Raw genomic sequence first — 3,570 nt, 5'->3', positions numbered from 1 at the left:
AGATCAAGGAAATTATACAGAAGCTGAACCCCTATATCGCCAAGCTTTAGAACTAAGAAAACGCTTGCTTGGGAAGGAACATCCCGATGTGGCAACTAGCTTGAATAATCTGGCAGGTCTGTACAAGGAGCAGGGACGCTACAGTGAAGCTGAACCTCTCTATAGCCAAGCTTTAGAACTATGGAAACGCTTATTTAAGGAAGAACATCCTTATATTGCCGTTAGTATAAATAATTTGGCAGAACTGTACAGGGAGGAGGGACGATACAGTGAAGCTGAAGCCCTCTATCGCCAAGCTTTAGAACTATGGAAACGTTTGTTAGGAAATGAGCATCCTTATATTGCAACTAGCCTGAATAATTTAGCACTATTATACGAAAACCAAGGACGCTACAGTGAAGCTGAAGCCCTCTATCGCCAAGCTTTAGCACTAAAGAAACGCTTGTTAGGAAATGAGCATCCTGATATTGCAACTAGCTTGAACAATTTAGCAGTAATTTACGAGCGCCAAGGGCGTTACAGAGAAGCTGAACCCTTTTATCATCAAGCTTTAAAATTGCTAAAACGCTCGCTAGGGGATGAACATCCTAATGTCGCATATAGCCTGAATAACTTGGCTCGCCTACATTTGGCACAAAATGACATTAACCGTGCCATCGACTTTCAAGGACAAGCACTGAAGGTTGAAGAACACAATTTATCTCTCAATCTTGTCAATGGCTTTGAGCGTTAGAAACGTGATTATATAGAAACCATCTCTGCTAGCACATACGCTACCATTTCACTTCATCTCAATTATGCTGCTAACAACCCTACATCTGCTCGTTTAGCTCTTAGTACTGTTTTACAACGTAAAGGACGCATCCTAGATATCCTCACCAATAGTAAGCAAATTCTGCGTCTTGATTTACAAAGTCAGACTTTACTAAATAAGTTATCTGATATAAACACTCAACTTGCTAACCTTATTTTCAACCGTCCAGGTAAACTTTCTCTTGAGCAGTATCGGACTCAAGTTGCATCCCTTGAAGATAGAGTAAAAGAATTGGAAGACAAGCTGAGTCGTCGCAGTGCAGAATTTCGCTCTCTATCTCAACCAGTAACTTTAGAAAATATTCAGCGATTAATTCCTGCTGATGGTGCATTGGTGGAACTATTTCAGTACAGACCCTTTACACCCAAGGCGGTTCCTAACGAAAGTTTTGGCAAACCTCGTTATGCAGTATATGTCCTCCCTGCAAAAGGTGAACCCAAAGGCATTGACTTAGGCGATGCTGAAACAATTCAAAAAACCCTAGAATTATTCCGCGATGATTTGCAAGATAAAGACACTCCCATCACCCAAGTTAAACAATCGGCTCGTGAGTTGGATAAAATCATCATGCAGCCTGTACGTAAACTCTTGGGCAATACTCACAAAGTCCTACTGTCTCCAGACAGTGAACTTAACCTCATTCCCTTTGAAGCACTAGTCGATGAAAATGACCACTATTTAGTTGAGAACTATTCTTTCACTTACCTTACTTCTGGAAGAGATTTGCTCAGACTGCAAAACCAATCTGCCAGTAAACAGCCACCAGTCATTGTCGCTGATCCCAATTTTAATAGTCCCGGTGAAGTAGTTGCCCGTCAACCTAATGCTAATACTATTGATATAAAAAATAGCCGTTCTATTAACCTGTCGCAGAGAACATTTTCTCGTCTAATAGGCACTGCTGAAGAAGCTAAAGCAATTTCGATTCTCTTAAAAGTCAAGCCTTTGACAGGTACTAAAGCTACTGAAGGTGCTGTTAAACAGATTAACAGCCCAAAGATTTTGCATATTGCTACTCATGGTTTTTTTGAAAATACTCTACAAACAGCAGAGCAAACTACTCTGAATGATAATCCATTACTGCTGTCAGGATTAGTTTTTGCTGGCTTGAAGCCTCGTCAGAGCGGCGGCGAAGATGGCATTCTCACTGCTTTAGAAACAACTGCACTGAATCTGACAGGCACAAAACTGGTCGTACTATCCGCCTGTGATACAGGTTTGGGAAACATCTCTGCTGGTGAAGGCATTTATGGCTTGCGTCGCGCTTTGGTAATTGCAGGCTCTGAAAGCCAGATGATTAGCTTGTGGAAAGTAGCAGATGATGCTACCAAAGACTTGATGGTAGCCTACTACAAAAAATTGCTACAGAACAAGGGACGGAGTGACGCACTGCACCAAACACAACTAGAGATGCTGGGTGGTGAAAAGTATCAGCATCCTTATTATTGGGCAGCATTTATACCCTCTGGTGATTGGACAGGGATAGAGAAGTAAATTGGTTTTGAGAAGGTTAGGCGCTCGCTCTATGCTAATGGCTACAGGTAAAGTGAAATAGAGTGCGATCGCATCCCTCGCAAACTCAAGCTGTTGATTCAGCTTTGTACTTGGAATGCGATCGCCACTAAATCTTGGAGAAAATATTCCCAAATTCTTACAAGGAAAACGTTTGCAAAATTATACAACTTTTTTATTTGTTTTTGGATGGTAGCATGATAAAATTGTACGACTTTATTTTTTCAAAAGTTCTGAGTAGCTAACGATAGAATAATGCTTGTAGGCGCTTAAATTGTACAACTTTTTTATACTTATACATTAGCGTCTACTGGCTTCTGAATAAGTTCTATGGCTTGCAGAAGCCATTTTTATGGCAATGATTATAAGTATAATATATTTATTAATACTTAAGTAAGTATTCGCTGGATTTGCAGTAAAGGGTAAAATTATCTAAATGCGATCGCAAAAACCCGAATGTATATTTATTACAACGTTTTTATACTACAGACAAACCTCTAAAAATTTGAACCGATAACATCAAAGTTAATTACATCTAGCAACATTATGAGTGAAATCCACCTACGTCAAATAAAGTCATACCTTCAAAGAACATTTAATGGTTTGATTGACTTGTCAGATTATCAAAATAAATCTGAAACAGACAGAGAGTTAATTTTCTTAACAAGAAGTCTAGCTGCATTTACACTAATGGTTTTAGCAAATATTTCTCCTCAAGAAGCATCAAAATCAATAGTTGATGGTGGACAGGATAATGGAATAGATTCCATTTATTTTGATAGAAGAGAAAAAGTAATGTATATATTACAATCCAAGTGGAAACAAGACAGTAAAGGAAGTATTAAAGCAGATGAAGTGATGAAATTTACTAGAGGATTTAAAGATTTGGTTAATGCTAGATATGACAGATTTAACTCAAAATTTAATAACAAGACTAAAGATATTGAAGAGGCATTAAACGATGCAGGAACAAGGTTTGAAATAATTCTTGTCTATTCAGGTCAAACTCCCTTAGCAGATGAGCCTCAAAGAGAACTTGATGATTTATTAGAGGAGATGAACGATCCAATAGATATTGTTAGTAAGAAAATTATTAACCAGTCAAATATATATAGCATAATATCTCAAGGAGCATCAGGCAACCCGATAAATTTAGATGTGTGTCTTTTCGATTGGGGTCAAACAAAATGGGAGCATCCCAATTTGGCAAAAAGATGGGAAAAAGACAACAATATTCGCGAGTT

2 protein-coding genes and 1 pseudogene are annotated in these 3,570 nt (G+C 38.4%); all 3 read left to right on the top strand.

The window, feature by feature from the left end:
* The coding region (locus tag ACFE93_RS34205) for a tetratricopeptide repeat protein (protein ID WP_375480520.1) at positions 1-733 on the top strand (733 nt) is incomplete at its 5' end.
* Between the two features lie 312 nt (positions 734-1,045).
* Positions 1,046-2,308: a CHAT domain-containing protein gene (locus ACFE93_RS34200; RefSeq protein WP_375480518.1), complete on the top strand. Its 1,263-nt coding sequence runs from the start codon at positions 1,046-1,048 to the stop codon at positions 2,306-2,308.
* Between the two features lie 564 nt (positions 2,309-2,872).
* Positions 2,873-3,570 (top strand): annotated as a pseudogene (locus ACFE93_RS34195) (abortive phage infection protein); the annotation flags it as partial.

This window comes from uncultured Nostoc sp. (genome assembly GCF_964247315.1).
Lineage (GTDB): Bacteria > Cyanobacteriota > Cyanobacteriia > Cyanobacteriales > Nostocaceae > Nostoc.
Note: the sequence above shows the minus strand (reverse complement) of the source record. Positions and strands in the feature narration are given on the sequence as shown.